At 65.7% G+C, this 26,312-nt stretch carries 23 protein-coding genes; 9 read left to right on the forward strand and 14 right to left on the reverse strand.

The genetic code is table 11. The features are described from left to right. Nucleotides 1-186: 186 nt before the first annotated feature. Genes zapD through CEY05_RS14320 form a run of 3 tightly spaced genes read right to left on the reverse strand, consistent with a single transcriptional unit; the run spans nucleotide 187 to nucleotide 2,558 of the window. Nucleotides 187-939, reverse strand: coding sequence for a cell division protein ZapD (gene zapD, locus CEY05_RS14310; protein WP_088598983.1), 753 nt, complete (start codon nucleotides 937-939; stop codon nucleotides 187-189). A 54-nt stretch (nucleotides 940-993) separates the two neighbouring features. Next, entirely contained in the window at nucleotides 994-1,650 is a 657-nt protein-coding gene (coaE, locus tag CEY05_RS14315; RefSeq protein ID WP_088599232.1) for a dephospho-CoA kinase, read from the reverse strand. A gap of 59 nt (nucleotides 1,651-1,709) precedes the next feature. Continuing rightward, the gene (locus CEY05_RS14320; RefSeq protein ID WP_088598984.1) at nucleotides 1,710-2,558 is read right to left on the reverse strand and encodes an A24 family peptidase; all 849 of its coding nucleotides are present in this window, start codon (nucleotides 2,556-2,558) and stop codon (nucleotides 1,710-1,712) included. Between the two features lie 147 nt (nucleotides 2,559-2,705). Here CEY05_RS14320 and CEY05_RS14325 point away from each other — a divergent pair, with 147 nt between their 5' ends. Further along, nucleotides 2,706-3,491, forward strand: coding sequence for a copper resistance protein NlpE N-terminal domain-containing protein (locus CEY05_RS14325; RefSeq protein ID WP_088598985.1), 786 nt, complete (start codon nucleotides 2,706-2,708; stop codon nucleotides 3,489-3,491). Between the two features lie 5 nt (nucleotides 3,492-3,496). Here the strand turns inward: CEY05_RS14325 and CEY05_RS14330 are convergent, their stop codons facing one another. From CEY05_RS14330 to CEY05_RS14345, 4 genes are all read right to left on the reverse strand, one after another. After that, nucleotides 3,497-3,766 carry a LuxR C-terminal-related transcriptional regulator gene (locus tag CEY05_RS14330; protein WP_088598986.1) on the reverse strand — a complete coding sequence of 90 codons (270 nt, stop codon included), beginning with the start codon at nucleotides 3,764-3,766 and terminating at the stop codon, nucleotides 3,497-3,499. A gap of 159 nt (nucleotides 3,767-3,925) precedes the next feature. Next, nucleotides 3,926-4,768, reverse strand: a complete 843-nt coding sequence (panC, locus tag CEY05_RS14335) for a pantoate--beta-alanine ligase (protein ID WP_088598987.1) — start codon at nucleotides 4,766-4,768, stop codon at nucleotides 3,926-3,928. Nucleotides 4,769-4,808: 40 nt separating this feature from the next. Beyond that, complete coding sequence (locus CEY05_RS14340; RefSeq protein ID WP_088598988.1) at nucleotides 4,809-5,696, reverse strand: ScpA family protein; 888 nt, start codon at nucleotides 5,694-5,696, stop codon at nucleotides 4,809-4,811. A 17-nt stretch (nucleotides 5,697-5,713) separates the two neighbouring features. After that, nucleotides 5,714-5,902, reverse strand: coding sequence for a DUF3460 family protein (locus tag CEY05_RS14345; RefSeq protein WP_088598989.1), 189 nt, complete (start codon nucleotides 5,900-5,902; stop codon nucleotides 5,714-5,716). Nucleotides 5,903-6,149: 247 nt separating this feature from the next. Between CEY05_RS14345 and CEY05_RS14350 the strand changes: the two genes are divergently transcribed. From CEY05_RS14350 to CEY05_RS14365, 4 genes are all read left to right on the forward strand, one after another. After that, nucleotides 6,150-7,556 carry a DHA2 family efflux MFS transporter permease subunit gene (locus tag CEY05_RS14350; RefSeq protein ID WP_369825955.1) on the forward strand — a complete coding sequence of 469 codons (1,407 nt, stop codon included), beginning with the start codon at nucleotides 6,150-6,152 and terminating at the stop codon, nucleotides 7,554-7,556. Next, the gene (gene glpK / locus CEY05_RS14355; protein WP_088598991.1) at nucleotides 7,546-9,129 is read left to right on the forward strand and encodes a glycerol kinase GlpK; all 1,584 of its coding nucleotides are present in this window, start codon (nucleotides 7,546-7,548) and stop codon (nucleotides 9,127-9,129) included. The genes CEY05_RS14350 and glpK overlap by 11 nt, the downstream gene beginning before the upstream one ends. Nucleotides 9,130-9,194: 65 nt before the next feature. After that, nucleotides 9,195-10,568: an MFS transporter gene (locus CEY05_RS14360; RefSeq protein ID WP_088598992.1), complete on the forward strand. Its 1,374-nt coding sequence runs from the start codon at nucleotides 9,195-9,197 to the stop codon at nucleotides 10,566-10,568. A gap of 160 nt (nucleotides 10,569-10,728) precedes the next feature. Then, nucleotides 10,729-11,205: a hypothetical protein gene (locus tag CEY05_RS14365; RefSeq protein WP_158219337.1), complete on the forward strand. Its 477-nt coding sequence runs from the start codon at nucleotides 10,729-10,731 to the stop codon at nucleotides 11,203-11,205. A gap of 71 nt (nucleotides 11,206-11,276) precedes the next feature. Here CEY05_RS14365 and CEY05_RS14370 read toward each other — a convergent pair whose 3' ends face one another. From CEY05_RS14370 to CEY05_RS14390, 5 genes are all read right to left on the reverse strand, one after another. Next, a complete protein-coding gene (locus CEY05_RS14370) occupies nucleotides 11,277-12,281 on the reverse strand; it encodes a tripartite tricarboxylate transporter substrate binding protein (protein WP_088598994.1) in 1,005 nt (334 codons plus the stop codon). Nucleotides 12,282-12,441: 160 nt separating this feature from the next. Next, nucleotides 12,442-13,182 carry an amino acid ABC transporter ATP-binding protein gene (locus CEY05_RS14375; protein ID WP_088598995.1) on the reverse strand — a complete coding sequence of 247 codons (741 nt, stop codon included), beginning with the start codon at nucleotides 13,180-13,182 and terminating at the stop codon, nucleotides 12,442-12,444. Nucleotides 13,183-13,239: 57 nt separating this feature from the next. Continuing rightward, on the reverse strand, nucleotides 13,240-14,337 hold the full coding sequence (locus CEY05_RS14380; protein ID WP_088598996.1) for an amino acid ABC transporter permease: 1,098 nt from the start codon (nucleotides 14,335-14,337) through the stop codon (nucleotides 13,240-13,242). A gap of 1 nt (nucleotide 14,338) precedes the next feature. Further along, nucleotides 14,339-15,529 carry an amino acid ABC transporter permease gene (locus CEY05_RS14385; RefSeq protein WP_088598997.1) on the reverse strand — a complete coding sequence of 397 codons (1,191 nt, stop codon included), beginning with the start codon at nucleotides 15,527-15,529 and terminating at the stop codon, nucleotides 14,339-14,341. 134 nt (nucleotides 15,530-15,663) lie between these two features. Beyond that, nucleotides 15,664-16,680 carry an amino acid ABC transporter substrate-binding protein gene (locus CEY05_RS14390; protein WP_088598998.1) on the reverse strand — a complete coding sequence of 339 codons (1,017 nt, stop codon included), beginning with the start codon at nucleotides 16,678-16,680 and terminating at the stop codon, nucleotides 15,664-15,666. Nucleotides 16,681-16,841: 161 nt separating this feature from the next. On the opposite strand from CEY05_RS14390, the gene CEY05_RS14395 reads away from it, so the two are divergent. The 3 genes from CEY05_RS14395 to cheD all read left to right on the forward strand — a co-directional run bounded on the left by CEY05_RS14395 (nucleotide 16,842) and on the right by cheD (nucleotide 19,398). Then, nucleotides 16,842-17,639 (forward strand): cell division ATP-binding protein FtsE, encoded by a 798-nt coding sequence (locus CEY05_RS14395; RefSeq protein WP_233161558.1) that lies wholly within the window; start codon nucleotides 16,842-16,844, stop codon nucleotides 17,637-17,639. Next, complete coding sequence (locus tag CEY05_RS14400) at nucleotides 17,636-18,544, forward strand: ABC transporter permease (protein WP_088598999.1); 909 nt, start codon at nucleotides 17,636-17,638, stop codon at nucleotides 18,542-18,544. Before CEY05_RS14395 ends, CEY05_RS14400 begins: the two co-directional genes overlap by 4 nt. A gap of 206 nt (nucleotides 18,545-18,750) precedes the next feature. Next, on the forward strand, nucleotides 18,751-19,398 hold the full coding sequence (cheD, locus tag CEY05_RS14405) for a chemoreceptor glutamine deamidase CheD (RefSeq protein WP_088599000.1): 648 nt from the start codon (nucleotides 18,751-18,753) through the stop codon (nucleotides 19,396-19,398). A gap of 34 nt (nucleotides 19,399-19,432) precedes the next feature. On the opposite strand, the gene CEY05_RS14410 is transcribed toward cheD, so the two are convergent. Further along, the gene (locus tag CEY05_RS14410; protein WP_088599001.1) at nucleotides 19,433-23,149 is read right to left on the reverse strand and encodes an indolepyruvate ferredoxin oxidoreductase family protein; all 3,717 of its coding nucleotides are present in this window, start codon (nucleotides 23,147-23,149) and stop codon (nucleotides 19,433-19,435) included. 269 nt (nucleotides 23,150-23,418) lie between these two features. Here CEY05_RS14410 and CEY05_RS14415 point away from each other — a divergent pair, with 269 nt between their 5' ends. Then, nucleotides 23,419-24,630 (forward strand): A/G-specific adenine glycosylase, encoded by a 1,212-nt coding sequence (locus tag CEY05_RS14415; RefSeq protein ID WP_233161520.1) that lies wholly within the window; start codon nucleotides 23,419-23,421, stop codon nucleotides 24,628-24,630. Between the two features lie 50 nt (nucleotides 24,631-24,680). On the opposite strand, the gene rodA is transcribed toward CEY05_RS14415, so the two are convergent. Further along, nucleotides 24,681-25,817 carry a rod shape-determining protein RodA gene (gene rodA, locus CEY05_RS14420; protein WP_088599002.1) on the reverse strand — a complete coding sequence of 379 codons (1,137 nt, stop codon included), beginning with the start codon at nucleotides 25,815-25,817 and terminating at the stop codon, nucleotides 24,681-24,683. Nucleotides 25,818-26,312 lie beyond the last annotated feature (495 nt).

The following is a 26,312-nucleotide window of genomic DNA, read 5'->3' on the forward strand; positions in this document are numbered from 1 at the left end:
ATTGTCCATCACACTCCGGGGTTTTTATGTGAGAACGACTGTGATTTGAAATCGTCCGCAACATGATTTAGCGATCTGAGGGCAAAAACAGGATAAGCCGCATCGATTTCACGCTATTTAGACGTGCGTTGGCCTCGACCTGGCCTGCTCCGCGCGGGCGAGAGCGCCCCGGCGCCCTTCCACCGCTCAGGTGCTGCAGAGCGACATCTGGAACGGTACGTCGCGGCTTACCTGCTGTGGCTTGGCTTCCCCGCCCTGCGTGGAAAACCTGATCCAAATCATGTACTTATTGGCGCTTATCTCGGGGAAGACGCCGGCATCGTCGGCCACCCAGACCCGCAGCAGCTGGTGCGAGCGGCCGCCCAGCATCTGCTGGAAAGCGCCCTGCTCGGCCGTCGCCTCCTGCTTGCGGCCCGATTCGCGCATCAGGCGCAAGCCTATGGTCACGCCCTCGCTCAGCGGCTTGAGCGGCGCCATCCAGGCCTGCAGGTCGGCGCAGCGCACTTCCTCGGGCTTGTGCTGCCACGCATGGTAGGAGGGCATTTCGATCTGCGTGGCGCCGCCCGGCACCGCCAGGCGTCCGCGCAAGCTCACCAGCCATTCGTTTTCACGCAGCGGCTGGCCGGCCTTGCCCTGGGTGGACAAGCCGCTGGTGGTCTTTTCCATTTCGCGCAGCATGCCTTCGAGCGCGTCCTGCGACACGCCGGGGTGATCGCGCAAGGCCACCAGTTGCAGACGCTGACGCTCCATGTCCTGCAATACCGAAGTCTTGATGTCGGTACGCTCGATGGCATCGAGGATATCGAAGATGGTCGCGACAGCGATCTGATGATTCTTGGCGTCGCCAGGACGGGCGAAATAGAACAACCGGTCGAAGAGGTATTCAAGGCGCAGGTATGCCCGGATACGCTCGTTGAAGGGATATTCGTAAAGAATCACGCTCGATACAGGTCCGTCAATAAACCGGCCGAAGCCGGAATGGTTGGGGGAACATCATGCACCGCGATGGGTGGACGCCGGCAGTGACGCCGCCAGCGCGCACCATTGTTCATGCAGGGTTTTCGCCCGCGCGCGCAATTGTTCCGGCGAGGTCGCGCCGTCGTTGAGTATCACGTCGTGCGCGGCCGCCAGGCGGGTTGCCCGCGCGACCTGTGCCGCCATAATACGCTGGATGGTCGATATCGTCAGCCCGCTGCGCGACTGCACGCGTGCAATCTGTGTCTCGGGATCGCAATCGATTACACAGACGCGATCGACCCTTTGCACCCAGCGACCGGATTCGATCAACAGGGGCACCACGAAGACCACATAGCATCCCGTCGCGGCCGCGGCTTGGGCGTCGGTTCGCGCGCCGATCAGCGGATGCAAAATGGCTTCCAGCCGCCCGCGCGCTTGCGCATCGGCGAACACCTGTTCGCGCATCCAGTCGCGGTCAAGCGCACCGTCCGCACGGCGTGCGCGCGCGCCGAAGGCCTGTTCGATGGCCGGCATGGCGGCACCACCCGGGGCCGTCAGCGCATGCGCGATCCGGTCCGTATCGATCACGCTGGCGCCCCACTCGGCCAGCAGGTCGGCGACATAAGTCTTGCCCGACCCGATACCGCCGGTCAGGCCGATTTTCAAATGGGTGGAAGGTGAGGATGCGGACATCATGAAGGGGTTTGTACTTGCCTCTGGTTACCCATCGTTGCGGATGTGGATACGAATCATCACGTGAGCCAGCCAGGCGGCAGTCCGCCGCAGAACAACGCCACGATACCAGCCGCCGCCAGATAAGGGCCGAATGGTTGCGGTTGGCCGCGCCGCGCCCGTCGCGTGGCGATCAGGAACAAACCCGCCAAGGCACCGGTCAGGGAGGCCGCCAGCAGCAGCAGCGGGAGTGCCGCCAGGCCCAGCCAGGCCCCCAGGGCCGCCAGCAACTTGAAGTCGCCGTAGCCCATGCCTTCGCGTCCGGTCAGCATGCGGTAGCCATGAAACAGCAGCCACAACAGGCCATAGCCCACCGCCGCGCCCAATACCGCCTGGGTCGTGGGCGCGAAGGTGTCGGCGACATTGGCCAGCAGGCCCGCCCACAGCAGCGGCAGCGTGATGACGTCGGGCAGCAGGCCGGTATCCATGTCTATCCAGGCCAGCGCCAGCAAGCCCGCCACCAGCAGCATGGCCCACACGGCCTGGACACCCGGCCCGAAACGCCAGACACAGGCGGCGAAGCCCAGGGCCGTCATGCCTTCGAGCACCGGATAACGCCACGAGATGGACTGGCCGCAAGCGCCGCAGCGGCCCCGCAGCAACAGCCAGCCGAGCAGGGGCAGGCGGCGCCAGCCGGTGACCGGCGCCTGGCAGGCCGGGCAGCGGCAGGCGCGCCGCCACAGGCTGGGGCGATCTTCTTCCGGCTGCGTGGCCTCGCCCCGCCATTCGCGGAACTGGGCTTCCCAGTCGTAGTCCATGATGCGCGGAAGGCGGTCCACCACCCTGGTCAACCAGGACCCGACCACCAGGCCCGCGATGGCGGCCAGGAAGATCGCGCTGGTGGTGCCGATGGCAAATATGGACTGCATGGTGCTCCCTATGGGGCCGTGGCAACGGCCGTCGACGCGCATTATTGAGCGCGGCGGCCGAATGTCCAAATCGCCGCCCCAAGCCGCCGCCCGCGGCGCCCCAATCATGCGTAGAATTACCTCTAAATTTTGATTTCTGGATACATCATGCCTGCCGCCGCGCTCGAACGACCCTCGCCTGCCCCTGTTTCCGCACGTACGAGCCTGACGGCCTCCGGCCTCATCGCCTTGGCCATCCTGGGGCCGCTGACCGGTTGCGCCCAGCAGCGCGAACCCGGCTACTACGATCCGCCGGGCGCCAGCACGCTGGGCGATGCCCAGTACAACGCGAACAACGCCGGGTCCCGTCCTATGTTCCGCGCCCCCTCGCAGTTGCAGATCGACCTGAAGCCGGCCACCCCCAGCCAGCAACAGCAAGCCGCCGCGCAACAACAGCAGGCCGTGCAGCAAGGCCGTACCACCGAGGACGGCCAAGCCGCCCCGGTCACCATCGCCAGCGCCGACGCGCCGGCGCTCGCCCCCGCGGCCGGCCAGGCGGCCAGCAAGCTGGTGCCGCAGCCGCAGACCTATATGGGCACCCTGCCCTGTTTCGCCGCCGGCCTGAATTGCGAAGCCCAGCGCATCACCCTGACCCTGGCGCCCAATGGCCGTTGGCGCGGCCGTTCCGCCTACCTGGAAGATGCCAGCCACAAGGAAAAGGCCGTGGCCGAGCAAGGCTGCTGGGACTCCACCGACGAAAAGCCGCCGCGCGTCTTCCTGACGGGCGCCGACGGCAACTCACGCGCCGAATTCGTGGTCGCCGCCAATAATGTCTTGCGCCTGCGCTCGCTGGCCGGTGTCGCGCCCAATCTGAACTACACGCTGACGCGCCAGCCTGACCTCGATCCCATCGACGAACTGGGCAAGCAGACGCCGCCGAAGTGCAATCCCTGACCTGATCATTCCCGGGCCCGCCGGTGCGGGCACATCCGGCATGCCAGCTCCATGGTCGAACGTACGCCAACCTTGCGCAGGATGTTGGCGCGATGGGCTTCCGCCGTACGCATCGATATCGACATTTCGATGGAGATGTATTTGTTGGACTTGCCGCTGATCAGATAGGGCAAGATCTCCCGCTCGCGGAACGTGAGTTCTATCTGTGGCGAACAGGCCGGCTGGGGCGTACAGGCCGGCGCCCGTATTGCCGGCACATGCATACGAGACATCATGGGACCCTTCCTCCGTGGCTGGGATGGAAGGGAGTCTTGCATGCGTGTCCTTGCCCTGTAAGCTGCCAGAACTTACAGGGTGGACAGGCCCGTCCTACATAGGTGTACTACGCGAGCGCATGACTCGTACGCATCGTTCGTACGCGCCATGCAGGCGCATTACAACTCAAGGTTGTCGATCAACCGGGTCTTGCCCAGCTTGGCCGCGGCCAGCACCACCAGCGGCTCGCCCGCCTGGAAGTCGGCGCTGTCGGGCGCCTTCAAATCACGTTGGCGGCGCAGCGACATATAGTCGACCTCCCAGCCGCGCGCGGCCAGGGGGGCAGCCGCTTCCTGCTCCAGCGCCACCACATCCTGCAGGCCCGACTTCACGCGCTGTTGCATGGCCTGCAGCTGCGCATACAGCCGCGGCGCCTCGGCGCGTTCGGCATCGGTCAGATAACGATTACGCGAGGATAGCGCCAGACCGTCGTCGGCGCGCACCGTTTCATGGGCCAGCACTTCGACCGGCAACTGGAACTGGCGGCACATGGCGCGCACGATCATCAGCTGCTGGTAGTCCTTCTTGCCGAACACCGCCACGCGCGGCTGCACGCAGGACAGCAACTTCAGCACCACGGTACAGACACCCTTGAAGAAGCCGGGCCGGAACTCGCCCTCCAGGATGTCGCCCAGGTCATCGGGCGGTTGCACGCGATAATTCTGCGGCTCCGGGTACATCTCTTTTTCGTCCGGCGCGAACAGCACGTAGACGTCGCGCTGGCGCTCCAGCTTTTCGATGTCCTCGGCCAGCGTGCGCGGGTAGCGATCGAAGTCCTCGGACGGACCGAACTGCAGGCGATTGACGAAAATGCTGGCAACGACGGGATCGCCATGCTGGCGCGCCAGTTTCATCAGCGCCAGATGGCCCGCGTGCAGGTTGCCCATCGTCGGCACGAACGAAACACGGTTCTGCCCGCGCAAATGATCGCGCAGTTCCTGGATGCTGTGTACGACTTTCAAGAATGTCTCCGGATAAAGCTGCGGCCTGGCGTGCGTACGCTCAGGCCGCCTGCGCCACGCTGGTATAAGCCAGGCGGACGTATATGGGCGCGTAGGGCTCGGCCTGTGTAATTTCCAGCAGCGACTCGCGCGCCAGTTCCAGCATGGCGATGAAATGCACCACCACCACGGCGGCGGTCGCTCCTTCGTCCAGGCGCTCCATGAACATGTCGGTGAACTCCATGAAGCGCACGTCGTTCAGGCGCCGCAGGATGTGCGTCATGTGATCGCGCACGGACAGCTGTTCACGCGTGATGTGATGGTGCGCGTTGAGCTTGGCCCGCTTCATGATGTCGGCCCAGGCCTGGCGCAGGTCCTCGGCACTGACATCCGGCATGGCGCGCTCGACGGTCAGTTCGGCCACGGCCTGGGCGCGGGTGAAATCGCGGCCCAGTTGCGGCAGCTGGTCCAGCTTTTGCGCCGCCAGCTTCATTTGTTCGTATTCGAGCAGGCGCCGCACCAGTTCGGCACGCGGATCCTCGACTTCCTCGCCGGTGTCGCTCTTCTTCACCGGCAACAGCATGCGCGACTTGATCTCGATCAGCATCGCCGCCATGAGCAGGTATTCCGCCGCCAGCTCCAGGTTGTGCAGGCGAATCTGTTCGACATACGACAGATACTGTCTGGTGACATCCGCCATGGGGATGTCCAGCACATTGAAGTTCTGCTTGCGGATCAGGTACAGCAGCAGATCCAGCGGCCCCTCGAAGGCCTCCAGGAAGATTTCAAGCGCGTCCGGCGGGATGTAGAGATCCTGCGGCATCTTGAACAGCGGCTCGCCATACAGGCGAGCGAACGCTACGCTGTCGACGATGTCGGGCGTGCTATCCACAGGGGGTTCCACCAGCGCGGCCAGGTCGGGACCTGGCACGGAACGATGCTGCGGCATGGCCGGGACCGAACGCGTCAGTCCGCTGAATAGACGTAAGGCTTCTGCTGCACGCGGGCAGCGCGGAATCCTTCGAGCAGTTCAGGATCCTGCGGCTTGTCCCAGAGCAGGCCGCGGCCTTCGCGCTGGCGCTTTTCGACATCGGGATGGGCCTGTTTGAAGTTCTTCAGGAACAGGGTGATCTCGGATTCGTAGGTTTTGGCCATGGCACCAGTGTCGGTGGGTAGTTGGTAGGTAATTGGCAAGTTGCCGCCAGTTTACTGCACCGCTGCCAAACTGCCCGCCGGGGCGTCAAGCCGCCCGTCAGAGCCCCGGGTTTACAATGTGCGGGCTTCTGCTGTCGCCCTCCGCCGCGCCTCCCGGACCCCCATGTCTGCCTCGACTTCTTCCGCCTCCTCCTCGGCTCTGCCCTCGCCATCCCTCCAAGACCCCGACGCCCTGCGCGCCGCCCGCATGATTCCCTTCATCGTGGGCTGCGCGCTGTTCATGCAGATGCTGGACGCCACGGTGGTAGCCACCGCCCTGCCGGCCATGGCCGCGTCGTTGGGGTCCACCCCGGTGCGGCTGAACGTGGCGATCACGTCCTACCTGTTGGCGGCGGCGGTATTCGTGCCCATCAGTGGCTGGGCCTCCGACCGGTTCGGCGCGCGGCGCGTGTTCATCGCCGCCATCGTCCTGTTCACCCTCAGCTCGGTGACCTGCGCCATTTCGCAGGACCTGACCCAACTGGTACTGTCGCGCATCGCCCAGGGTATCGCCGGGGCCATGATGGTGCCGGTGGGGCGAATCATCCTGCTGCGGCTGGTGCCCAAGGAGGACCTGCTCAAGGCCATGTCCTTCCTGTCCATCCCCGCCCTGCTGGGCCCGATGATCGGGCCACCGCTGGGCGGTTTCCTGGTCACCTATGCGTCCTGGCACTGGATCTTCCTGATCAATGTGCCGATGGGCATCTTCGGCATCGCCCTGACCTTGCGCTACATCAAGGAAGTACGCGATGCCGATCCACCAAAGCTGGACTGGCTGGGCTTCTTCCTCAGCGCCATCTGCCTGGCCGCCCTGGTGACGGGTTTCGAAGCCATCGGCCACGACGTCATGGGCCATACCCAGTTACTCGGCCTGATCGCGGTCGGCCTGTTGTGCGGCTTCTGGTACGTGCGCCACTCGCGCCGCATCGACTATCCCATCATCGACCTGTCGCTGATGCGTATTCCCACCTTCGCCATCTCCACGCTGGCCGGCAACCTGTGCCGCTTCACGGTGGGCGCCACCCCCTTCCTGCTGGCCATGCTGTTGCAGATCGGCTTCGGCCTGTCGCCGCTGGCCGCGGGCATGATCACCTTCGCCGGCGCCGCGGGCGCGCTGCTGATGAAGTTCGTCGCCACGCCCATCGTGCGGCGCTTCGGCTTTCGCCGCGTCCTCACCGTCAACGCCGTGTTGACCGGCGTTTTCATCGTGGCCTGCGCCCTGTTCCGGCCAGACACACCGCCCTGGTTGATGATCGTCGTCCTGCTGGTAGGCGGCTTCTTCCGCTCGCTGCAGTTCACCGGCGTCAATACGCTTACCTACGCCGACATTCCGCCCAAGCTCATGAGCCGCGCCAGCAGTTTCGCCGCCATGGCGCAACAATTGGGCGTCAGCATCGGGGTGGGGGTTGCCGCGGTCACATTGAACGTGAGCATGGCCCTGCGCGGAGCCGATACACTATCCGTCGGAGACACCGTCAGCGGCTTCCTCGTGATCGGCATCCTGTGCGCGGCGTCGTATTTCTCGTTCCGCCGCCTGGACCCGAACGCTGGCGACCAGGTAAACGGCCGCAGAGCCAAGGCGGCAGCGACGGTAAACAACGACAATGAAGAATGAATACATTCTTGCCCTGGACCAGGGCACCACGAGTTCGCGGGCCATCCTGTTCGACCGCGAGGGCGTAGTCCGCGCCACCGGCCAGCGCGAATTCCGCCAGTACTACCCACAGCCGGGCTGGGTCGAGCACGATGCGGATGAAATCTGGCGCAGCCAGCTGGCGGTCGCCCGCGAGGCCATGCGCAATGCGGGCGCCAGCGCGGCCGACATCGCCGCCATCGGCATCACCAACCAGCGCGAAACCACCCTGATCTGGAATCGCAAGACCGGCAAGCCGCTGGCGCCCGCCATCGTCTGGCAGGACCGCCGCACCGCGCCCTGGTGCGACGAAATGCGCGCGGCCGGCCATGCGGACTGGCTGCAGCAGCGCACCGGCCTGGTCCTGGATGCTTATTTCTCCGGCACCAAGCTGGCCTGGCTGCTGGACCACGTCCCGGGCGCCCGCGCCGCCGCCGAACGGGGCGAAGTGGCCTTCGGCACGATCGACAGCTGGCTGGTGTGGCAACTGACCGGCGGCCAGGTGCACAGCACCGACCCCAGCAACGCCTCGCGCACCCTGCTGTTCGACATCCACAAGCAGGACTGGAGCGATGAACTGCTGGAGCGCCTGAACATCCCGCGCAGCCTGTTGCCGTCACTGGCGCCCAGCAGCGGCGTCATCGCCCACAGCCTGCCAGAGTGCTTCGGCGGCCCGATCCCCATCGCCGGCGTGGCGGGCGACCAGCAGGCGGCCACCTTCGGCCAGGCCTGCTTCACGCCGGGCATGGCCAAGAATACCTATGGCACCGGCTGCTTCATGTTGATGAACGTGGGTGAGCAGCCCGCCCGTTCCAAGCACCAATTGCTGTCCACCGTGGGCTGGGGCCTGCCCGGCTCGGCATCCGCGTCGGCGTCCGCGACAATGGCCACGGCAATGGCCAGCCCCGCGGCCAAATCCGCGTCCGCGTCCGCGCCCTGGCAGACCACTTATATGCTGGAAGGCGGCGTCTTCATGGCGGGCGCGGCGGTGCAATGGCTGCGCGACGGCCTAGGCATCATCCCCAAGTCGGCCGACGTCGAAGCCCTGGCCGCCAGCGTGCCGGACACCGATGATGTATTTCTCGTCCCCGCCTTCGCCGGCCTCGGCGCGCCGCATTGGGATCCCTACGCACGCGGCCTGATGATAGGGCTGACGCGCGGCACCACCCGTGCGCACGTGGCGCGCGCCACCCTGGAATCGATCGCCCTGCAAAGCACCGAACTGCTGCAGGCCATGAATGCCGACAGTCCCAGCCCGCTGTCCGAACTGCGGGTGGACGGCGGCGCCGCCCGCAACGACCTGCTGATGCAGATCCAGGCGGATCTGCTGGGCGTGCCGGTGGTGCGCCCGCGCGTCGCCGAATCGACCGCGCTGGGCGCCGCCGGCCTGGCAGGCCTGGCGGTGGGCTTCTGGCGCGACCAGCAGGACTACGCGGATAAATGGCAGGCCGAGCGCCGCTTCGAACCAACCTGGTCGGACGACCAGCGCCAGGCCCGGCTGGCACGCTGGCGCCAGGCCGTGGAATTGAGCAAGGGCTGGGCGAAACACCCCTGATTCGACACGTGACTCAACCCCTGACTCAATCCGTGACTCAACACGGCAATTTCCGCATCATCGCGATGGTGGTCGCCACCACGCTGTTCATGCAGAACATCGACAGTACCGCCATTGCCACCGCGCTGCCGGACATGGCGCGCGACCTCCACGTCAACACGGTGCACCTGAGCGCCGCCATCACGTCCTACCTGGTGGCCATGACCGTGTTCGTACCGGTCAGCGGCTGGGTGGCCGACCGCTTCGGCGCCAAGCGCGTCTTCATGTCGGCCATCGCCTTGTTCACGGCGTCGTCCTGTGCCTGCGCGCTGTCCGGCGGCCTGGGCTGGCTGATCGCGGCGCGCATCCTGCAGGGCATCAGCGGCGCCATGATGGTACCCGTGGGCCGCCTGGTGCTGCTGCGCGGCGTGCGGCGCGAAGACCTGCTGTCGGCCACCACCTGGCTGTCCATGCCGGCGATGGTGGGCCCGGTGATCGGACCGCCGCTGGGCGGCTTCCTGACCGACACGTTTTCGTGGCGCGCCATTTTCTGGATCAACCTGCCCATCGGCCTGCTGGGCCTGGTGCTGGTGGCACGCCTGATTCCGGCCAGCAAGACCGAACGGCCGCCCAAGCTGGACCTGCGCGGCATGACGCTGATGGGTGCCGCGCTGAGCATCTTCATGGTGGGCGTGGAGACCGTCGGGCGCGGCATCGTGCCGGACTCCTGGGCCTGGCTGGCCATCGTGGCCGGGCTGGGGCTGTTCGCCCTGACCGTCTGGCATTGCCGCCGTGTCGAACATCCCGCCATCGACTTTTCCCTGCTGGCGATTCCCACCTATAAGGCGTCGACGGTGGCCGGCAGCCTGTTCCGTGCCGGGGCTGGCGCCATGCCTTTCCTGGTGCCCATCACCCTGCAACTGGGCTTCGGCCTGTCGGCGTCGCGCAGCGGGCTGATCTCGTTCGCCAGCGCCATCGGCGCCTTCTGCATGCGGCCGATGACGCAATTCTTCCTGCAGCGCTTCCGCGTGCGCAGCATCCTGCTGGGCGGCACCTTCGCCTTCGCCGCGATGCTGGCCGCCTGCGCCACGCTGACCCCGGCCTGGCCCGAAACGGCTATCTTCATCCTGCTGGTCGTCGTCGGGTTGGCGCGTTCGCTGAATTTCGCGTGCATGAACGCCCTGGCGTATGCCGACGTCCCCGGTGACAAGCTGTCCGCCGCCACTTCGTTCTTCGGCATGGCGCAGAACCTGCCACGCGCGGCGGGCGTGGCGCTGGCCGCGGGGGTGATGCAGTTGTCGATGACCCTGTCCGGCCGCGAGCACGCGAGCCACTTCGATTTCGCCTGCGCCTTCCTGTCCATCGCCGCCATGGTGCTGGCGTCGGCGCCCATGCTGGCCGAACTCAAGCCCGAGGCGGGCGCGGGCATCTCGCGCGGACGCAAGGCCAAACCGGCTTGAAGACTGCCTGGGCAGGGCGTGGATTCTCCTGCCTCAACAGTACTTTCCCACATCAACGTCAGAATGGCGGAGACAGCCTTGCGGCGATTCGCTGCTTAATATTCGCCTGACGAAGTCGCCCGACGATACGCCTGGCGCAACCACCAGCGAGGAAAAGGACATGCTCTCCACCCAGCCCGCACCCAGCCCCGCAGCATTCCTCCCTACCTGCGGCCAAGGCTCCGCGGATATGGCGCCCTCACGCGGGATACTGGAAGACCGGACCTTCAGCGTCCAGCCAAGCAGCGCCCGCGCAACGATGCGCGCGCAGATGCCAGTGAATCCACAAGCGCACATGCCCGGTTTCAAGCGCGGCGAAACCATCACCGGCCGGCGGCACACGCGGCAGAACGCGGCACTGCCCTCGGTCCTGCGCAAAATCGTGGAGGCGGTGAGGGGAAGCGAGACGGAAAGCGTGGAAATCCCGGCGCAAGGCAAACCCTATCGGCGCCACTGCAAGGCCATCATCGAACGCAGGCAGGCCATGTCGATGAAGGATATCGATCCGGCGGCGGCGTCCACATTGGAGAAGCAGGGCGACCCGGCGCATCCGCCCAGGCCGCGCCTGTTCACTCCCAACCCGGGCAAGCCACGTTGAACCAGTTCCCCGGGTAAATGAAACGGCCCGGGACGAACCCGGGCCGCACAACCATCAAGACACGCGATCGATCAGTTGAGCTTGGCGCCCGAGAGCTTGACGATTTCCTTGTACTTGTCTTTCTCGCTGACCACGAAGGCGGCGAATTCCTTTTCGCTCATGGGCTTGATTTCCGAGCCCATGGTCAGCAGACGCTGGCGCACGTCCGGCTGCATCAGCGCCTGGCTGTAGGCCTTGTTCAGCTTGTCGACCACGGCCGCGGGCGTGCCGCCGGTGGTGAACACGCCGAACCAGGTGCCCAGGTCGAAGCCCTTGACGCCGCTTTCTTCCACCGTCGGCACATCCGGCAACAGCGAGGACCGCACCGTGGTGGTCACGGCCAGCGCCTTGACCTTGCCGTCCTTGATCAGCGGTGCCGACGCGGCCAGGTTGTCGAACATGAAGTCCGACTGGCCCGACAACAGCGCCAGCTGCGCCGGCGCGGCGCCCTGGTAGGGGATGTGCTCGACATTGATGCCGGCACGCGCCTTGAGCAACTCGCCCGCAAGATGGCCGGCGCTGCCGTTGCCGCCCGAACCGTAGTTCAGCTTGCCGGGATTGGCCTTGGCATAGGCGATCAGGTCGCCCAGCTTCTCGATGTGGTTCTTCTTGGCGAAGTCATCGTTCATGACCAGCACGTTCGGCACCGACGCCACGATGGTGACCGGGGCGAAGTCCTTGATGGGGTCATAAGGCAGGTTGGCGAACAGGAAGGGATTGATGGCGTGCGTCGCCACCGCACCCATGACCAGCGTGTAGCCATCGGGATTGGCCTTGGCGGCCAGGTCGGCGCCGATATTGCCACCCGCGCCGGCACGGTTTTCCACGATCACGGGCTGGCCCAGCGAATCGCGCACTTTTTCCGCCAGCAGGCGGGCCATCGTGTCCAGCGGGCCGCCGGGCGGGTAAGGCACGATGAAACGCAGGGGTTTGCCGGGATAGTCGGCGGCCTGGGTCAGGCCGGGAGCGACGGCGGCCAGGGCCAGGGCGCCGCCCAAAAGGATGCGGCGCACCGCGCCCCATGCAGTAATAGCCATGATGAGTTCATCTCCTCAAATGCATTTTTATAGGCAGCGCGTAGCATAACCCGACGCATTCAGTGACAAAACTCAAGAGCAGGCTACGTTTCAAGAAACGCGGCATTCTGGCGCGCCGGCACAACAGCCGGGCCCAGTGCGCGGTCCCTGGCCCCGTCCCTCAATGCAGGATCTGGCTGAGGAACAGCTTGGTGCGCTCGTTTTGCGGATTATCGAAGAAGGCGTCGGGCGTGTTCTGCTCGATGATCTCGCCGCGGTCCATGAAGATGACGCGGTTGGCCACCTTGCGCGCGAAGCCCATTTCATGGGTCACGCACAGCATGGTCATGCCGCTTTCCTGCGCCAGCGTCACCATCACGTCCAACACTTCCTTGACCATTTCGGGGTCCAGCGCCGAGGTAGGCTCATCGAACAGCATGACCTTGGGATTCATGCACAGCGAACGCGCGATGGCCACGCGCTGCTGCTGGCCACCGGACAACTGGCCGGGAAACTTGGTGGCCTGCTCCGGAATGCGGACCCGTTCCAGGTACTTCATGGCCGTGGCTTCGGCTTCGGCCTTGGACTTCTTCAGCACCCAGACCGGCCCCAGCGTCAGGTTCTCCAGCACGGTCAGGTGGGGGAACAGGTTGAAGTGCTGGAACACCATGCCGACGTCGCGCCGGATGATTTCGATCTTCTTCAGGTCGTTGGTCAACTCCGTGCCGTCCACCACGATCTGCCCCTGCTGGTGTTCTTCCAGCCGGTTGATGCAGCGGATCATGGTCGACTTGCCCGACCCCGACGGCCCGCAGATGACGATGCGTTCGCCCGGTTCGACGTTCAGGTTGATATTGCGCAGCACGTGGAACTGGCCGTACCACTTGTTGACGTCCTGCATGCGTATGATGGCTTCGGCCATGAGGGTGCTCCCCTTGAGGCGGGCGGCGCACCGTGACGGATGCGCCAGCCCGCGCGATTAGCGTTGGTGTCCGCGCGCCAGCCGGCGCTCCAGCGCCTGGCTGTACTTGGACATCGAAAAGCAGAAGACGAAATAGATCAGCGAGATGAACAGGTAGGCCTCGACGCCGAAGCCGCGCCAGGCGGCGTCCGACAGGGCCGCCTTGGCCGCCAGGGTCAGGTCGAAGATACCGATGATCACCACCAGCGACGTGTCCTTGAACAGCGCGATGAAAATGCTGACCAGGGGCGGAATGACGATCTTCAGCGCCTGCGGCAGGATGATCTTGCGCATCTGCTGCCAGTACGTCAGGCCCAGCGAATCGGCGCCTTCATACTGCCCCTTGGGGATGGCTTGCAGGCCGCCCCGCACGGTCTCGGCGATGTAGGCCGCGGCGAACAGGATGATGGCGATCTGCGCACGCAGCAGCTTGTCGATGGAGAAGCCTTCCGGCAGGAACAGCGGCAGCATCACCGACGACATGAACAGCAGGCTGATCAGCGGCACGCCGCGGATCAGTTCGATGTACACGACGCACAAGGCCTTGATCGCCGGCATCTTCGAGCGCCGTCCCAAGGCCAGCAGCACGCCGATGGGAAAGGCGAAGGCGATGCCGAAGGTGGCCAGGATCAGCGTCAGCGGCAAGCCGCCCCAGCGGGCGTTCTCGACGTAGGTCAGGCCCAGCATGCCGCCCCACATCAGCACGGCCACCAGCGTCAGCCCCAACACCCAGACCCACAGCAGCCAGGGCTTCCAGAACCGCCGCACGGCGCTGCAGACGATGACGCCGATGAGGATGAAGGTGGCGATGAGCGGGCGCCACTGTTCGTCGTAGGGATAAGTGCCGAACAGGATCAGGCGATGCTTTTCCCGGATGAAGGCCCAGCAGGCGCCGCCCGAGGCGCGGCATTCCTGCGCCGACGAGGCGGAGAAATTCGCTTTGATGAACAGCCATTCGACCGCGGCCGGCACGCACATCAACAGCATCCATGCGATGAGCACCGTCAGCAGGATGTTCAGCGGCGACGAGAACAGCCGTGTGTGGACCCAGGCCCAGGCGCCCACGTGCCTGGACGGCGGCGGCAACGCTTCGGTGGGGGTGTGGGAGCTTGCCATATCAACGCTCCACCAGCGCCAGGCGCTTGTTGTACCAGTTCATGAAGATCGAGATCGACAGGCTGACCGTCAGGTAGGCGGCCATGATGATGAGGATGCCCTCGATGGCCTGCCCGGTCTGGTTCAGCGTGGTGTTGACCACCGACACGATGTCCGGATAGCCGATGGCCACCGCCAGCGAGCTGTTCTTGGTCAGGTTCAGGTATTGGCTGGTCATGGGCGGGATGATGACCCGCAGCGCCTGCGGCAGCACCACCAGGCGCAGTACCAGACTACGGCGCAGGCCCAGCGAGCTGGCGGCTTCCGTCTGGCCATGGTTGACGGCCTGGATGCCCGAGCGCACCACTTCGGCCACGAACGCGCCGGTGTACATGACCAGGCCTGCCAGCAAGGCCGCGAACTCCGGCGACAGCGTCATGCCGCCCTGGAAGTTGAAGCCCTTGAGCACCGGCACGTCCAGCGCCAGCGACGCCCCGCTGATGAGCCATCCCACCAGGGGCAAGGCGATGATCAGCAGAACGGCCCAGCGCGTCAGCGGAAAGATGCGGCCGGTCTTCTCCTGCTGCTTGTTACCCCAGTGCGCCAGGGCGACGATGGCGACGATGGCCACCCCCAGCCCGCCCAGCATCCAGTCCAGCGCGTCCCCTTGCAGGGTGGGCAGCTTGAGCCCGCGATTGGAAATGAACACGCCCGGCAACGGCTGGTGCGCCTGCCGCGGTCCCGGCATGTTTTCCGTGATGATGGCGTACCAGAAGAACAGTTGCAGCAGCAGCGGTATGTTGCGCATCACCTCGACATAGGCCGAGGCCAGCTTGGCCACCAGCCAGTTCTTGGACAGGCGCGCGATCCCTACCAGCGTTCCCAGGATGGTCGCCAGCACGATGCCGATCACCGCTACGCGCAGGGTATTGACCAGCCCCACCATGATGGCGCGGCCATAGGTACTGGCTGGCGAGTAATTGATGGAGGTCTCGCCGATGGCGAAGCCGGCCTCGCGGCCAAGGAAGCCGAAGCCCGTGGCGATATTGCGCACCGCCAGGTTATGCAGCGTATTGGAAACCAGGAACCAGATCACCCAGGCCACGGCGGCCAACGCGACGACCTGGTAGACCACGGCGCGCACACCCGGATCGTTCCAGGACAATTTGCGCGGCGGAGCCCCGGTGGGCGGGGTTTTGGAAGAAGTCGTCATAACGTATCCGCGTCCTGGACGGGTTGATAGCGGTAAGCCAGGATCCAACGGGACGGGCGGCAGAGGCCGCCGCCGTCGGATCCACCGCGACCGGGCCGGCCCCCGCCATTGGGCAAGGGCCGACCCCGGCGCAATCAGCGTACCGGCCAGCCGTACATCAGGCCGCCCTGCTGCCATTGCGCGTTGATGCCGCGCTGCAGTTTCATCGGGCTGCCGCCGCCCAGGTTGGCTTCGAAGCTTTCGCCGTAGTTACCCACGCTCTTGATGACGTTGTAGGCCCACTTGTCGTCCACGCCCAGGTTCTTGCCCATGCCCGGCGTCACGCCCAGGATGCGCTGCACGTTGGGATTGGTGCTCTTGAGCATTTCGTCGACGTTCTTCGAAGTGATGCCGTACTCTTCGCCTTCCAGCATGGCGTTGAGGGCCCAGCGCACGACGTTGAACCATTGGTCGTCACCCTGGCGCACCATGGGGCCCAGCGGCTCCTTGGAGAAGTTCTCCGGCAGGATCACGTACTTGTCGGGATTTTCCAGCGTGGTGCGGGTCGAGGCCAGCTGCGACTTGTCGGTGGTGAAGGCATCGCAACGGCCCGCCGAGAAGGCGCGCACGATTTCGTCGTACTTGTCGATGACCACCGGCTTGAAATCGATCTTGTTGGCACGGAACCAGTCGGCCAGGTTCAATTCCGTGGTGGTGCCCGGCTGCACGCACACCGTGGCGCCGCCCAGCTTCTTCGCGCTGTCCACGCCCAGGTCCTTGGAAACCATCACGCCCTGGCTGTCGTAATAGTTGACGCCCGTGCCGATCAGGCCCAGCGTGGTGTCGCGCGTCAGGGTCTGGGTGGTGTTACGGGTCAGCACGTCGATCTCGCCGGACTGCAGCGCGGTGAAACGCTGCTGCGTATTCAGCGGCGTGACCTTGAATTTGCTGGCGTCATTGAACACGGTAGCGGCGATGGCGCGGCACATGTCGACGTCCAGGCCTTTCCATTCGCCTTTGCTGTCGGTGGCCGAGAAGCCGGGCACGCCGGTCGACACGCCGCATTGAACGAAACCTTTCTTCTTTACGTTGTCGAACGTGGTGCCGGCATGGGCGGCGCCCGATACCGCCAGGAGGACGGCACCGATTGCTGCGATCTTGAAGGTTTTCATTGCGATCTCCGTGGATTTGTATGAAGTTTGCGGCGGGGCCGGAGGGTACCGCCGTCAAAGTGCGTGGTCGATGGTAGCTTTCCGAGAAATATAGGGACATGCGGGAAATCCCTGTCGGACCGCCGCACGGTACTATTGGCGGCTACTCGCACACATTCGCCATGATCGAATTCCAGCACGTCTTCAAATCCTACGGGCGCGGCCGCAATATCCTGGCCGATATCAACTTCCGCGTGACGGCGGGCGAATTCGTCTTCGTGTCCGGGCCATCGGGCGCCGGCAAGTCGACGCTGCTCAAGCTGATCGGCGGACTGGAAGCGGCCAGCCGTGGCTCCATCCAGGTCAACGGCCAGCGCCTGGACAAGCTGCCGGCGCGCGCACGCCCGTATCTGCGCCGGGCGGTGGGCGTGATTTTGCAGGATACCCATCTGCTGTACGACCGCAGCGCCTTCGAAAACGTCATGTTGCCGCTGGCGGTTACCGGCCAGCCGCTGGACTCGGCCGCCAGCCGGGCGCGCGCCGCCCTGGACAAGGTGGGCCTGGCGGGCAAGGAAGATGCCAATCCCATCGAGCTGTCCGGTGGCGAGCAACAGCGCCTGGCCATCGCCCGCGCCATCGTCAACCGTCCCGCCATCCTGATCGCGGATGAACCGACGGCGAACCTCGATCACGAAACTGCCTTGCGCATCATGAACGTATTCCGCGACTTCAACCGGGTCGGCGTCACCACCCTGATCGCCTCGCACGACGTCGAGCTGATGGCCCAGTATGCCCAAAGGGTGCTGCGTATCGACCCGGGCCGCTTCGCCGATTCGCATCCGACGCCCGTGACGCCTCTCACTGCGCCGGCAGGCACCGCGAATGGCGGGATGGCCGCGGGCCGTGGCTCCATGCCAGTTTCCGCCCAGGCTGCCGGCCAAGCTGCCGGCCAAACCCCCGCCGACAGGGGCCAAGCATGAACGCCTGGCTGCGACAACACCGCTACGCGCTGGGCATCACCCTGCGCCGCATGCTGGCCCAACCGTTCTCCTCCGCCGCCAACCTGCTGGTGATGGCTTTGGCGCTGGCCCTGCCCATCCTGGGCGGTGCCATCCTGGTGTCGGTCCAGCCCCTGGCGCGCCAGGTATCGGTAGCGCCCGAACTCACGGTTTTCCTCAAGCTGAACGCGCCGGCGGGCAGCGCCGACAGCATCGCCAACCGCATCCGCAAGGACTTCGACGCCCAGGTGCGTAATGTCCGCGTGATCGGCCGCGACAGCGCGCTGGCCGAACTGCGCCGCAACCCCGCCTGGTCCGACGCCCTGGCCGTGCTGCCGTCCAACCCCCTGCCCGATGCCGTGGTCGCCACCCTGCGCGACGGCGAAGGCCTGGCCGGCATCGCCAACGACCTGGCCGCCACCTGGAAGACCTGGGACCAGGTGGAACAGGTGCAACTGGACAGCCAATGGGTGCAGCGGCTGGAGGCGCTGTTGCGTTTCGGCCGCATCGGGCTGATTTTCGTCGCCGCCAGCGTCGCCATGGTGGTGCTGGCCACGGTCTTCAATACGGTACGCATGCAGGCGCTGTCGCAGCGGGAGGAAATCGCCGTGGCGCGCCTAGTGGGCGCGACGGAATCCTTCGTGCGGCGCCCTTTCCTGTACCTGGGCGCCCTGTCCGGCGCATTGGCCGCGCTGCTGGCCATAGGCGTGGCCGCCCTGGCGCTGACGCCGCTGAACGACGCCATGCTGTCCCTGGCGCGCAGTTATGGCGCGGATTTCGCCATTCATCTACCGGAACTGCCCTGGCTGGCGGCGGCGGTGATCGCCGCCGGCATACTGGCCGCGCTGTCGGCGCGCTGGTCAGTCAAGCGCAGTACCCGCTTTTAAGCCGCTTAATCCGCCTTATCAAGCCACCGCCGGCATGCAATATTGCTTGGAAACCATGACGCAATGACGCGCCGGCGGTGCCGGCCTCCATGTCACGTAAGAAAGGCTTAACTGTTTATGCGCGCTAACCTCGTATAATTCAGAAAACTTTGAAACTTTTGGCAATCTTTCTCCTGTCCTCTTTCCGTATTTCGTGATCCGCATCCATGACGACCGCCCGTGACGCCCGCGCGACGCGCCACTATTTCGACAGTACGTTCAGTTGCCAGGCCGTCAAGGTTCTGCCGAACGAGTACTACGTCACTGGCGAAAACCTGATGATCACGACAGTGCTCGGTTCCTGTGTCGCCGCGTGCATACGCGACCCGCAGACGGGCGTGGGCGGGATGAACCATTTCATGCTGCCGGAAGGCGACAGCCAGTCCCCCGCCTCCGCCACGATGCGCTACGGCGCGTTTGCGATGGAAATGCTGATCAACGAATTGCTCAAGGCAGGGGCGGTGCGCGAGCGGCTGGAAGCCAAGGTGTTCGGCGGCGGCGCGGTGTTGTCGGCCATGCAGCAGATGAACATCGGTGAGCGTAATGGCCAGTTCGTACTGAACTACCTGAAGACGGAAGGCATACCCGTCAAGGCGAAAGACCTGGGCGACGTCTACGCAAGGCGCGTCAACTACTTCCCGCACGATGGCAGCGTAAGGTTGCGCAAGATGGACGCACGCACCCGCGCCACCGAGATCATCGCCAAGCGGGAAGAAGCCGTGGCGCAGACCTTGCAGGAAAAGGCGGTCGCCAAGCCGCGCGTGGAACTCTTCTCCATGCCCGTGCGCCGCAAGGTCAGCGCACCCACGGTCTGAGCGTGGCCGGAAAGGGGCGGCGCCCGCCTGGCCTTCATGCCGCGCGCACGCCGCCGATTTCCCGCACCGGCGCCGAGAATTTTTCCAGCAGCGCGGCCCTTTGCGTGGCCGCCTTCTCCATCGAAGCTTCCTTGACGTGGCCGTAGCCGCGGATATGCTCCGGCAGGTTCGCCAGCGCCACCGCGGCATCCAGGTTGCCACGATCCAGCTTCGGCAGGATGCTGCGCAACAGCGTCTCCCGGTAGTCCTTGATCAGCGCTCTTTCAGCGCGCCGCTCGGCAGTGCGGCCGAAGGGATCCAGGGCCGTGCCGCGCAGGAAGCGCAGGCGCGCCAGCACACCGAAGGCCTTGAGCATCCACGGCCCATAGGACCGCTTCACCAGATGCCCTTGCGCATCGTGCTTGGCAAAGGTGGGCGGAGCCAGGTGGAAGTTCAGCTTCCAGTCGCCCTCGAACTGGCGGTTCACGGCGGCGAGAAACTCACCGTCGGTGTAGAGCCGCGCAACTTCGTACTCGTCCTTGTAGGCCAGCAGCTTGAAGTAATAGCGCGCCACGGCCTCGGTCAGGCGCGCCGTGCCGGTGGCCGCCCGTTCCGCCTGGGCCACCTGTTCCACCAGTTCCTCGTAGCCGCGCGCGTAGGCGGCGTTCTGGTATTGCTTGAGGAAGTCGCTGCGCGTGCGCACTAGCGCCTGCACCGATGCCGGCAAGGGACGCGCCGACGCCGCGGAATTGGCCGTGACGATGGTGTTGCCAATGCTGTCCGTGCTGCCCGCATTGCCGGCATTTCCTGCTGAACGCGCGCCGCGGCGGATCTCGATGACCTCCGCGCCTTCGTCGTCCAATTGCGTGTCGGCGCCGGCCGCCGCGTTGCGGTTCAGCGCTTGGGGCACAGGCTGAATGAGCGCCTGCACCGCGGCCAGGTCCTGCGCGGCGCGGCGGCCCCAGGCAAAGGCCGCCTGGTTCCTGGGTATCTGCTGCCCATTGAGTTCGATGGCGCGCAGCAGGCTTTCCTGCGACAGTGGTATCCAGCCCTTCTGCCAGGCGTAGCCCATCATCAAGGGATTGGCATAGATGGCGTCCCCCAGCAGGCCCGTCGCCAACTCGGCGGCGTCCATCGCGTCGACATTGCCCGCACCGCAAGCGCGCCGCAGGTCCTGCAGCAGATCGCCGCCGGGCAGTTGCCAGTCCGGGTTGCCAACGAAGGCCGCGGTGGGCGCCACATCGCTATTCAGCAGCAAGCGGGTGCGATCTACCCGCATGCGCGCCAGCGCGTCCTGCCCGGTGGCCACCACCAGGTCGCCCGCCAGCACCACGTCGGCTTCGCCCATCGCCACCCGCGTGTTCAGCAGGTCCTCCTGCGACTGGGCCAGCACCACGTGCGAGTGCACGGCACCGCCCTTCTGCGCCAGCCCCGCCATGTCCAGCACCGAACAGCCCTTGCCTTCGATATGCGCCGCCATGCCCAGCAACTGGCCGATGGTGACCACGCCCGTGCCGCCCACCCCGGCGATGAAGATGCCGTAGGCCTTGCGCAGATCCGGTAGCGTGGGTTCAGGCACGCCGGCATCGATGGCGCCTTCCTGCGCCAGCGCCTTGGGCTGGCGCAACTTGCCGCCTTCCACCGTGACGAAGCTGGGACAGAAGCCCTTGAGGCAGGAGAAGTCCTTGTTGCAGCTGGATTGATTGATGGCGCGCTTGCGCCCGAATTCCGTTTCCAGCGGCTCGACCGACAGGCAGTGCGATTTCTCCGAACAGTCGCCGCAGCCTTCGCAGACCCGCTCGTTGATGACCACGCGGCGGGCGGGGTCCGGATACGCATTGTGTTTGCGGCGACGGCGCTTTTCGGTGGCGCAGGTCTGGTCATATACCAGCACCGACACATCGGGATATTCGCGCAGCTCGCGCATCACCGTGTCCAGGTCGTCGCGGTGATGCACCGGCACACCGGGCGCCAGGCCCTGCACATTGCGGTATTTCTCCGGCTCATCGGTGACGACGACGATCTTCGCGATGCCCTCGGCCGCCATCTGCCGCGTGATCATCGGCACGCTGATGGGGCCGTCCACCGGCTGTCCGCCCGTCATGGCCACGGCGTCGTTGAACAGGATCTTGTAGGTGATGGGCACCTTGGCAGCCACCGCCGCGCGTATCGCCAGCAGGCCGGAATGGAAATAGGTGCCGTCGCCCAGGTTGGCGAACACGTGCTTCTCGTCGGTGAAGGGCGCCTGGCCGATCCAGGGCACGCCCTCGCCGCCCATCTGCGTGAACACCTGGGTATTGCGGCCCATCCACGTCACCATGTAGTGGCAGCCGATACCGGCCAGCCCGCGCGAGCCCTCCGGCACGCGCGTCGAGGTGTTGTGCGGACAGCCCGAACAGAACCAGGGCTTGCGTTCGGCCACCACCCGCGGCCGCGCCAGCGCCCGTTCGGCGGCGTCGATCACGGCCAGGCGCGCCTGGATGCCGGCGCGCACGTCGTCGGGCAGGTCGAAACGCAGCAGACGCGCGCCTATCACCTTGGCCACGATGGCGGGCGAGAATTCGTAGTGCGCGGGCAGCAGCCAGTTGCCCTGCGGCACCGACCATTCGCCGCCGTCCTTGTCGTCGAACTTGCCCACCACGCGGGGGATCTTGCGGCCGGTGCCGATCCAGCCGAACAGTTCTTCCTTCAATTGATATTCCAGCACCTGGCGCTTTTCCTCGACCACCAGGATTTCGTCCAGGCCTTCGGCGAAGCGCTGCGTACCGGTGGCTTCCAGCGGCCACACCATGCCTACCTTGAACAGCCGCACGCCGATGCGGCGGCAGACGTCGTCGGTCAGGCCCAGGTCCGCCATGGCCTGGCGCGTATCCAGATAAGCCTTGCCGGAGGTCATGATGCCGAAGCGCGCCTGGTCCGCCGGCACCTGCCATAGCTCGCGGTTCAGGCCGTTGGCGCGCGCGTAGGACAGGGCCGCGTACAGCTTGTAGTCGAGCAGGCGGGCTTCCTGTTGCAGCGGCGTGTCCGGCAGCCGAATGTTGAGGCCGTCGGGCGGCATGCGGAAATCTTCCGGCAGCAGGATGCGCACGCGATCCGCGCCGACATCGACGGAGGCAGAGACTTCGACGATGTCGGTGATGCATTTCATGCCGACCCAGACGCCGGCATAGCGGCTCATGGCCCAGCCATGCAGGCCGAAATCCAGCACTTCCTGCACGCTGGACGGGAACAGTACCGGGATCAGACAGGCCTTGAAGATATGGTCGCTCTGGTGCGGCAGCGTGGACGACTTGGCCGGGTGGTCGTCACCGGCCACCACCAGCACGCCCCCGTGTCTGGACGTGCCGGCGGCGTTGGCGTGCTTGAACACGTCGCCGCTGCGGTCCACGCCCGGGCCCTTGCCGTACCACATGCCGAACACGCCGTCGTAGCGCGCGCCGGGAAACAGGTTGACCTGCTGCGATCCCCAGACGGCGGTAGCGGCGAGGTCTTCATTGATGCCCGGCTGGAATTCGACGTGGTGTTCCTTCAGGTACTTGGCCGCCTTCCACATATTCAGGTCGACACCACCCAGGGGCGAGCCGCGATAGCCCGACACGAAGCCGGCGGTGTTCAAGCCGGCGGCCAGGTCGCGCACGCGCTGCAGCATGGGCAGGCGCACGAGGGCGTGGATGCCGCTCATCCAGGCGCGGCCGCTATGCAGGGTGTATTTGTCGTCCAGCTGGACGGAGGCGAGCGCAGCGCGTTGCGCCGGCGTAAGGGGGGCGTTCATCTTGTCTCCAGTTTGTCGTGGATAGCCCGGGTCGGCTCAGCGTCAGCTCTTTTGGAGCACCGCGGACCAAACCAGGCATACGCTTCAGGCAGCCGGCGGCCAATGCCGAACAGGACTTGCCGATAACTTGTTATGTGCTGGGGTTGTAACTCCAGGCGGACGTTCCCGCAATAGGGGACATCCTTGGGACGACCCCGATGCGTCGCCCGCGCCAGGTAACACTGATGCAGGCGGCCGCGGCCAGCCGCCCCCGGCATAAAATCACATCCATGGATTTCGCCCCCCGCATCGTTACCTGGCAACGCAGCCATGGCCGTCATGACCTTCCCTGGCAGAACACCCGCGACCCGTATCGCATCTGGTTGTCGGAGATCATGCTGCAGCAAACCCAGGTGACCACCGTCATTCCCTATTACGAACGCTTCCTGGAGCGCTTTCCCGACCTGGCCGCGCTGGCCGCCGCGCAGCAGGACGAGGTCATGCCCTACTGGGCCGGGCTGGGGTATTACGCACGGGCGCGCAACCTGCATCGCTGCGCCCAGGAAATCGTGCGCGACTGGGATGGCCGTTTCCCCCCGGACGCGGAAACCATCGCCACCCTGCCCGGCATCGGCCGCTCCACCGCCGCGGCCATCGCCGCGTTTGCCTATGGCGAAACGTCGCCCATCATGGACGGCAACGTCAAACGGGTATTCACGCGGCACTTCGGCATCGCCGGCGATCCGTCCAAGCGCGACGTGGAAACGCGGTTGTGGACCCTGGCCGAGGAACAGGTGGCCGCGGCTCCCGCGGACGCCGCGATTCTTTCCGTCATAGCGGCCGCGGGCGGCGCCAACACCGCCCCATCCCAGAGCGATGCTGCCTCATCGAAGCCGCGCGCCAGGAAAGACCCTGGCGTATCCGCCACCGATGCCGTGGCCGGCTATATGGCCAGCTATACGCAAGGGCTGATGGACCTGGGCGCCACGCTCTGTACGCGCGGCAAGCCGGACTGTCCGCGCTGCCCGGTGCAGGCTACCTGCGTGGCCCGCATCGAGGGACGCCAGGCCGAACTGCCTACGCCCAAGGTGCGCAAGGCAACGCCGGAGCGCAGCACCGGCATGCTGGTGCTGCGCCACGCCGGCCGCGTCCTGTTGCAGCAGCGGCCCTCGCCCGGCATCTGGGGCGGCTTGTGGAGCCTGCCCGAATTCGATCCCGCGCTGGATCCGGCCATGGCCTGTGAAGCGCTGGGCGCGCAGCCCGGCGCCGTCAGCGAACTGGCTGCCTTCGCGCACACCTTCACCCACTTCCGCCTGCATGTGCGACCGTGGTTCGTGACGTTGAAAGAAGCGCCTTCCACAACTGGCGAGCAGCCCGCTGCCCCCATGCCGCAACGCTGGGTCGACGAAGCCGACCTGGCCCACGTCGCCCTGCCCGCCCCCGTGCGCAAACTGCTGGACGGTCTTTTCGCGGCGGGCCTGCCGCACATGCTGCCCGCCTGACCTAGCCTGCGTGGTAGGCCTTCGTGGTCGGCCTCGCTACACGCCCCTGGCTACACCTTCGTCCCGCGGTAGCGATTGATGCTCATGAGCATCCCGCAGGCAACGCCTACGGTGAGCAAGGCCGTTCCTCCATAACTCATGAAGGGCAAGGGCACGCCCACCACCGGCAGGATACCGGTGACCATGCCGATGTTCACGAACACGTAGATGAAGAACATCATCGTCAGCGCGCCCGCCAGCAGGCGGCCGAACTGGGTGGTGGCGCGGGTGGCGATGGTCAGCCCCCGCGCGATCAGCAGGCCATACAGCACCAGGATCATGACGCCCCCATACAGGCCGAATTCCTCCGCGTACACCGCGTAGATGAAGTCGGTGGTGCGTTCCGGAATAAAGTCCAGGTGAGTCTGTGTGCCCTTCATATACCCCTTGCCGTACAAACCGCCGGAACCCACGGCGATCATGGACTGGATGGTATGGAAGCCCTTGCCCAGGGGATCCGAACTGGGATCCAGCAGCGTGCAGATGCGATGTTTCTGGTAGTCGTGCAGCACCACCCAGTCGACCTCGGGCTGGCATAGCTGGTCTTCGTAGGACACCAGTGTGCCGATGCCGATGACGCCCGCCAGCATCACGGGGATCAGCAACTTGAAGGACAAGCCGGCGAAATAGATGACGCAGAAGCCCGCGCCGAACACCAGCAGCGCCGTGCCCAGATCGGGCTGGCGCACGATCAGGCCGAACGGCACGACCAGCAACGCGGCAGCCACCAGGAAGTCGCGGATGCGCACCTGCCCTTCGTGGCGCTGGAAGTACCAGGCCAGCATCATGGGCAAGGCGATCTTCAGCATCTCCGACGGCTGGATGCGGGTGAAGCCCAGGTTGAGCCAACGGGTTGCGCCCTTGCTGGTTTCACCGAACAGGTCCACGCCCACCAGCAGCGCCACGCCCACGATGTAGAACGGCAACGCCAGGCGCATCAGCAGTGGCGGCGGCGTCAACGCCACCACCCACATGGCGACGAACGCGATGAGGAAGTTGCGCGACTGGTCGGCGAAGCGCCAGTCGGTGCTGCCCACCGCGGAATGCATGACGGTCAGGCCCAGCCCGGCGAACATCACCAGGATGAGCAGCAAGGGCCAATCGAATGCGGTAAAGACGCGCAACAGGATGAGGGCGATGCGTTTCATTGACGTCCTTGTTGCGCGGCGCCACCGGGCTGCGGTGCCAAGCGGCGTGCCGGCACTTCACGCAAGCCGCCGAATGCCGGCGCGCCCAAGGCCGTGCCTCGGCTCACACCACTGCTTGCGCCCGGATTTGCGTTCGGATTTGCGTTCGGATTGACACCGCCCGTGCCGCCAGCGTTGCCGCTGCTGCCCGGTGCCGTGCGTCCCTGCGGATCGCTCAGGGCTTCCGGCGGACGCACCGCGCGCGGGCGCACGCCAGGCGTGGTGTTCGCGGCGCCGTTACCGCTGTTGCGCGTGCCGGGCACCCCGGGCGCGGCGCCCACCGAAGACATGCCGCCCGGCCGGCCCGGCACGGGCGCATTGGGCGCATCGGCGGGTACCGCCATATTGCGCGACGGCGCCACCCGGCCAACAGACTCGGGTTGCCCGTCAGGACCGAGAGCGGGGCCGCCCGGGCCCTGGCTACCGGCGCCGGCGCCACTACCGGTGCCGACGTTG

Source organism: Achromobacter sp. HZ34, from assembly GCF_002209485.1.
Classification (GTDB): Bacteria; Pseudomonadota; Gammaproteobacteria; order Burkholderiales; family Burkholderiaceae_B; genus Bordetella_C.

Bases quoted from the DNA above. Each gene is read 5' to 3' on its own strand.
- coaE (WP_088599232.1), bottom strand. From the start codon at position 1,650: ATGTCCGCATCCTCACCTTCCACCCATTTGAAAATCGGCCTGACCGGC.
- CEY05_RS14320 (WP_088598984.1), bottom strand. From the start codon at position 2,558: ATGCAGTCCATATTTGCCATCGGCACCACCAGCGCGATCTTCCTGGCC.
- CEY05_RS14325 (WP_088598985.1), top strand. From the start codon at position 2,706: ATGCCTGCCGCCGCGCTCGAACGACCCTCGCCTGCCCCTGTTTCCGCA.
- CEY05_RS14330 (WP_088598986.1), bottom strand. From the start codon at position 3,766: ATGATGTCTCGTATGCATGTGCCGGCAATACGGGCGCCGGCCTGTACG.
- CEY05_RS14340 (WP_088598988.1), bottom strand. From the start codon at position 5,696: ATGCCGCAGCATCGTTCCGTGCCAGGTCCCGACCTGGCCGCGCTGGTG.
- CEY05_RS14345 (WP_088598989.1), bottom strand. From the start codon at position 5,902: ATGGCCAAAACCTACGAATCCGAGATCACCCTGTTCCTGAAGAACTTC.
- CEY05_RS14350 (WP_369825955.1), top strand. From the start codon at position 6,150: ATGATTCCCTTCATCGTGGGCTGCGCGCTGTTCATGCAGATGCTGGAC.
- glpK (WP_088598991.1), top strand. From the start codon at position 7,546: ATGAAGAATGAATACATTCTTGCCCTGGACCAGGGCACCACGAGTTCG.
- CEY05_RS14360 (WP_088598992.1), top strand. From the start codon at position 9,195: ATGGTGGTCGCCACCACGCTGTTCATGCAGAACATCGACAGTACCGCC.
- CEY05_RS14365 (WP_158219337.1), top strand. From the start codon at position 10,729: ATGCTCTCCACCCAGCCCGCACCCAGCCCCGCAGCATTCCTCCCTACC.
- CEY05_RS14370 (WP_088598994.1), bottom strand. From the start codon at position 12,281: ATGGCTATTACTGCATGGGGCGCGGTGCGCCGCATCCTTTTGGGCGGC.
- CEY05_RS14375 (WP_088598995.1), bottom strand. From the start codon at position 13,182: ATGGCCGAAGCCATCATACGCATGCAGGACGTCAACAAGTGGTACGGC.
- CEY05_RS14380 (WP_088598996.1), bottom strand. From the start codon at position 14,337: ATGGCAAGCTCCCACACCCCCACCGAAGCGTTGCCGCCGCCGTCCAGG.
- CEY05_RS14385 (WP_088598997.1), bottom strand. From the start codon at position 15,529: ATGACGACTTCTTCCAAAACCCCGCCCACCGGGGCTCCGCCGCGCAAA.
- CEY05_RS14390 (WP_088598998.1), bottom strand. From the start codon at position 16,680: ATGAAAACCTTCAAGATCGCAGCAATCGGTGCCGTCCTCCTGGCGGTA.
- CEY05_RS14395 (WP_233161558.1), top strand. From the start codon at position 16,842: ATGATCGAATTCCAGCACGTCTTCAAATCCTACGGGCGCGGCCGCAAT.
- CEY05_RS14400 (WP_088598999.1), top strand. From the start codon at position 17,636: ATGAACGCCTGGCTGCGACAACACCGCTACGCGCTGGGCATCACCCTG.
- cheD (WP_088599000.1), top strand. From the start codon at position 18,751: ATGACGACCGCCCGTGACGCCCGCGCGACGCGCCACTATTTCGACAGT.
- CEY05_RS14410 (WP_088599001.1), bottom strand. From the start codon at position 23,149: ATGAACGCCCCCCTTACGCCGGCGCAACGCGCTGCGCTCGCCTCCGTC.
- CEY05_RS14415 (WP_233161520.1), top strand. From the start codon at position 23,419: ATGGATTTCGCCCCCCGCATCGTTACCTGGCAACGCAGCCATGGCCGT.
- rodA (WP_088599002.1), bottom strand. From the start codon at position 25,817: ATGAAACGCATCGCCCTCATCCTGTTGCGCGTCTTTACCGCATTCGAT.